Source organism: Paraburkholderia lebeckiae (assembly GCF_014201005.1).
In the GTDB taxonomy this organism is placed as follows: Bacteria; Pseudomonadota; Gammaproteobacteria; order Burkholderiales; family Burkholderiaceae; genus Paraburkholderia; species Paraburkholderia tuberum.
This window is the reverse complement of record NZ_JACHDK010000061.1, coordinates 1-3,688: the sequence shown is the minus strand read 5'-3', so window position 1 is coordinate 3,688 and position 3,688 is coordinate 1. Positions and strand designations below refer to the sequence as shown.

General features: G+C 56.4%; 3 protein-coding genes. 1 reads left to right on the top strand and 2 read right to left on the bottom strand.

From position 1 onward, the window contains the following. Window positions 1-764: 764 nt before the first annotated feature. Window positions 765-1,304 (bottom strand): LysR substrate-binding domain-containing protein, encoded by a 540-nt coding sequence (locus HDG39_RS34380; protein ID WP_260328459.1) that lies wholly within the window; start codon window positions 1,302-1,304, stop codon window positions 765-767. A gap of 809 nt (window positions 1,305-2,113) precedes the next feature. Between HDG39_RS34380 and HDG39_RS34375 the strand changes: the two genes are divergently transcribed. Beyond that, on the top strand, window positions 2,114-2,710 hold the full coding sequence (locus HDG39_RS34375; RefSeq protein WP_184012710.1) for a recombinase family protein: 597 nt from the start codon (window positions 2,114-2,116) through the stop codon (window positions 2,708-2,710). A gap of 176 nt (window positions 2,711-2,886) precedes the next feature. Here the strand turns inward: HDG39_RS34375 and HDG39_RS34370 are convergent, their stop codons facing one another. Beyond that, a complete protein-coding gene (locus HDG39_RS34370) occupies window positions 2,887-3,483 on the bottom strand; it encodes a recombinase family protein (RefSeq protein WP_184012708.1) in 597 nt (198 codons plus the stop codon). Window positions 3,484-3,688: the final 205 nt, after the last annotated feature.

The window sequence follows — 3,688 nt, the reverse complement described above, 5'->3', positions numbered from 1 at the left end:
GTATGCATCGATTGATCGACATCGAGCTTGGGTATTGGCTGGGCCGAGAAAAAAGTGGGTAATTGAAAGATTTCGTCAAATGTAAACAGACCCTAACCAGTGACGACGAGTTCGGGAAAAACTGGGCCGCGATGTTATGGGCAAAAAAGCCGTAGGCGATGAAATCGTAAAAACTCCAGCGAGCCGCCAAGGCTTGCGATGAGAATCATCAAACCGATAGCCGACCACGTCGTCCACGAGTTGTCCGTCCAGCAGGCGGGGCTGCGGCGCAATATGCCGGGCCACGCCCGATGGTTCATCGATCCATGCGCCCGGGCCAAGCCTGGGTTGTGGGGTCACAAAATTGCGAATCACTGCGCTCATTCCCTTCATCACGGACTTCGGCCAGGTCTGGCCTCGTCGTTTGAATGACTGAGCCGAGTTGCACCGCCGTTTCGATAAATAAGCGCACATGCGGCGAGCGTTCGGATTCGTAGTGATCGGTGAATCTTCGCTTTGGCGAGCAGCCAGCCAACCGGCACCCGATGGCAAAGTCCGGGTGTGTCGAAACCGCTGGTCGCTGGTCTCGAGGCTCAGTGACTACACAGCGTCCCAGGAGCGGAAGAACGGCGCGGTGAGGGCGTGTAAGCGGGACCTTGCGGGTCGAAGCGCGGCATTGCCCTTTATCCCCGATATCTCAAGGCGTCCACGAGAAGCCTGAAAGCAGGCGATGCACGGCGCCGGTGGGGATAGTAGAGATGGTATCCCGGCAGGTCGGGCGACCCTTACGAGCCGCTCGGCGTCGAGACAGTGCTGGACCTGGTCGAGCGGCAGAGATAGGCAAGGCCGTGGCCGTCGAGCGCCGCATCAAGGATGAGATCGATGGTATTCAGCACAAGCTGACCATCAACCCGGATACGTGCTTCGCGACCTCCGCGTTTCAGTCGCCATGCGTTTACTGTGCCCGACGTTGGCAGGCGTAGATTGATGGCCCGGTGGTCGATCAGTTGAGCCGGTGACGTCGCCATTGGGCTGTCGCGAAAGTATTCCGGCGAACCGACGATCGCCATCGGAATGTCGGGGCCAATCCGCACCGCGATCATGTCCCTGGCGATCTCCCCGCCGAGGCGTACTCCAGCATCGAAGCGGTCGGCCACGACGTCTGCCAGCCCGTAATCGACTGTGATCTCGACGTTGATGTCCGGGTTTCCAACAAGCAGCCGCCGCATTGCCGGAATGAGCGGCTGGTCGCGCTGCGCGAAATCGGTCTGGTCGGCAAGCCGATTTTCCGCCACTGCTCGCGTGTTCTGGATTCCATCGAGCAATCGATGCGGTCGTAAATGAAGTAGGACATCATATCACATAGTTAACTATTATCTATATGAATTTGGCGTGACGGCACAGAATGCCACTTAATGACAATAAGCTACTCATTATTCCGGATACGTGAATAGATTTAGGTTTCTCGCGCCTTCTTACGAAGATCGGAACTTCCCATGTCCATTCATTAATGTAGCGACGGCCTGTTTGGTGTCCGCTTGTCGGTTTCGGTCAATTGATTGGTCGCCCGCAAAGGGTTCTTGAGGGATGTTGCGTAGTACGTACGCCACGTTGCCATTACGAACTCGCGAGAGTCGGGCAGTGGCAGACACCACTGCCCGACGCATTTCGGCAGGCTGCGCCCTATCCGTTCTTCCGACCAAGCGGGTGGGAATGTGTCGGCCCTATTTTGAAGCAAAGGCCGATTCTCCGAGACCCTGAGTTCACTTCGCGCCGAAAGGCGAGCAAAACATAGGAATTAACATTATTTGTACAAATGGCTGCGCAAAAATTGCGAATTAAGTTGTCAATATATTTGGGCACCTTACAATTCACAATTGACGTCGAAAGCGTTTAATTAAACGTCAGCGACTGCGCACGTCGCGCCGCTCAAAGAATTTGCGACGCATCGGAGTGTGGTCGTACGTCATACAAGTAGCGTAACGTCGGCGTTGGTTTCTCGCGAAATCGCCAATTGCGGCGAGGCCTCCGGGACGATGCGGCGAGGCACCCATACCCGACTTAAAGACGGGATTGGCACCCGAGAGTTTGCGCACGGCGCAATCTTTTCACGACAATAGAACCTGCGACCGGTATGAAGATCAGTGACAACAAAATCGGCTATGCCCGAGTATCAACCGATGAACAGCACTTGGACCTGCAGTTACAAGCGCTCGCGGCCTACGGCTGCGATGTGACGTTTTCAGACCGGGGAATTTCGGGTGCTAAGTTCGACCGCCCCGGCTTGAACGAAGCGTTGGCCACAGCCGTCCCTGGCAGCACTCTTGTTGTGTGGCGGCTGGACCGCCTCGGGCGGTCAATGAGGCACCTCGCGGCAATAATCGGAGACCTGGATATGCGCGGAGTGCGAGTCGTGTCATTGACCGAGTACATCGATACGCGCTCGTCAAGCGGACGCTTCACATTTCACATGCTAGCGGCGCTTGCGGAGTTCGAGCGGGGACTGATCAGTGAACGGACTCGCGCGGGTATTGCTGCGGCACGTGCGCGGGGCAGCAATATCGGTAGGCCGGCCGCATTGAACGAGGCACAGCGACAACGAGCTCGCGAATTGCTAGAGGAACATCCTGCCAAGTTCGTTGCGGAAACCTTAAATATCGACAGGCGCACGTTGAGGCGATATATGAATCAGCCAGGAGCACGGGCTCTAACTACTGCCGATATCGAATAGCGATTGCCGCTGCGACCGCCGATAGATCGGTCGGTGGTTCGTTGGAACCGTGAGTCACCACGGGGTCGTCTCGGTGAGACCCACGTGTGCGTCCGGATGCCACTCAGTGCCTCTAGCAACCGGCATCTTTCAAAACGACGCTGCGCAGCTGAGCCGCGTCTGTTCAATACGGAGGTTCATTGACCTCGTTGCGCAGACGGATTCGTTCGTTGCCGTATCGCATTTGCGTCCAAGCTGATCGCCCGTTTCAGTGTGCGTGGATGCACATTGAATTTCCGTGCGATCTCGGCTATCGAGGTCGTTTCCAATAGTGCGACCGCCTGGCGGCGCTGTGCCGGGCTTAGTAGCGGCTTACGGCCGAAATTCTTGCCGCGTACACGCGCCGCCACCATTCCCGCACGAGTGCGTTCGCTAATGAGTCGCCGCTCGAACTCGGACAGTGCGGCCATCATGTGGAACATCAGCATGCCGCCGGCTGATGTTGTGTCGATTGACTCGGTCAGCGAGATAAAGTCGATACTGTTGTTGCCAAGGTAGTTCACCAGTTCAATTAGTTTCCCGATTGATCGGCCAAGCCGGTCCAACCTCCATACGACAAGCGTATCGCCGGCCGATATCTTTGCGAGCGCGTTGTTCAGTCCTGTCCTGGAAAAGGACGCGCCGGATATGCCGTGGTCCGTGTACAACACTTCACATCCTGCACGCAGCAATGCGTCTTGCTGTAGCGATAGGTTTTGTTCTTCTGTTGAGACGCGCGCGTATCCGATTTTCATAGTGTGCTCCTCCGCTGAGCGGCCCCGGACTTTCGTAACCCATTTGCGGTACCGCAGGCCGCCTGCATCTCTGAGAAAAGTGCCGACAGCTGGTAAACCCAGCGAAAAAACTTTCAATTACCCACTTTTTTCTCGGCCCAGCCAATACCCAAGCTCGATGTCGATCAATCGATGCATACCTCGCCAGATGACTTTGTTGCCGGGC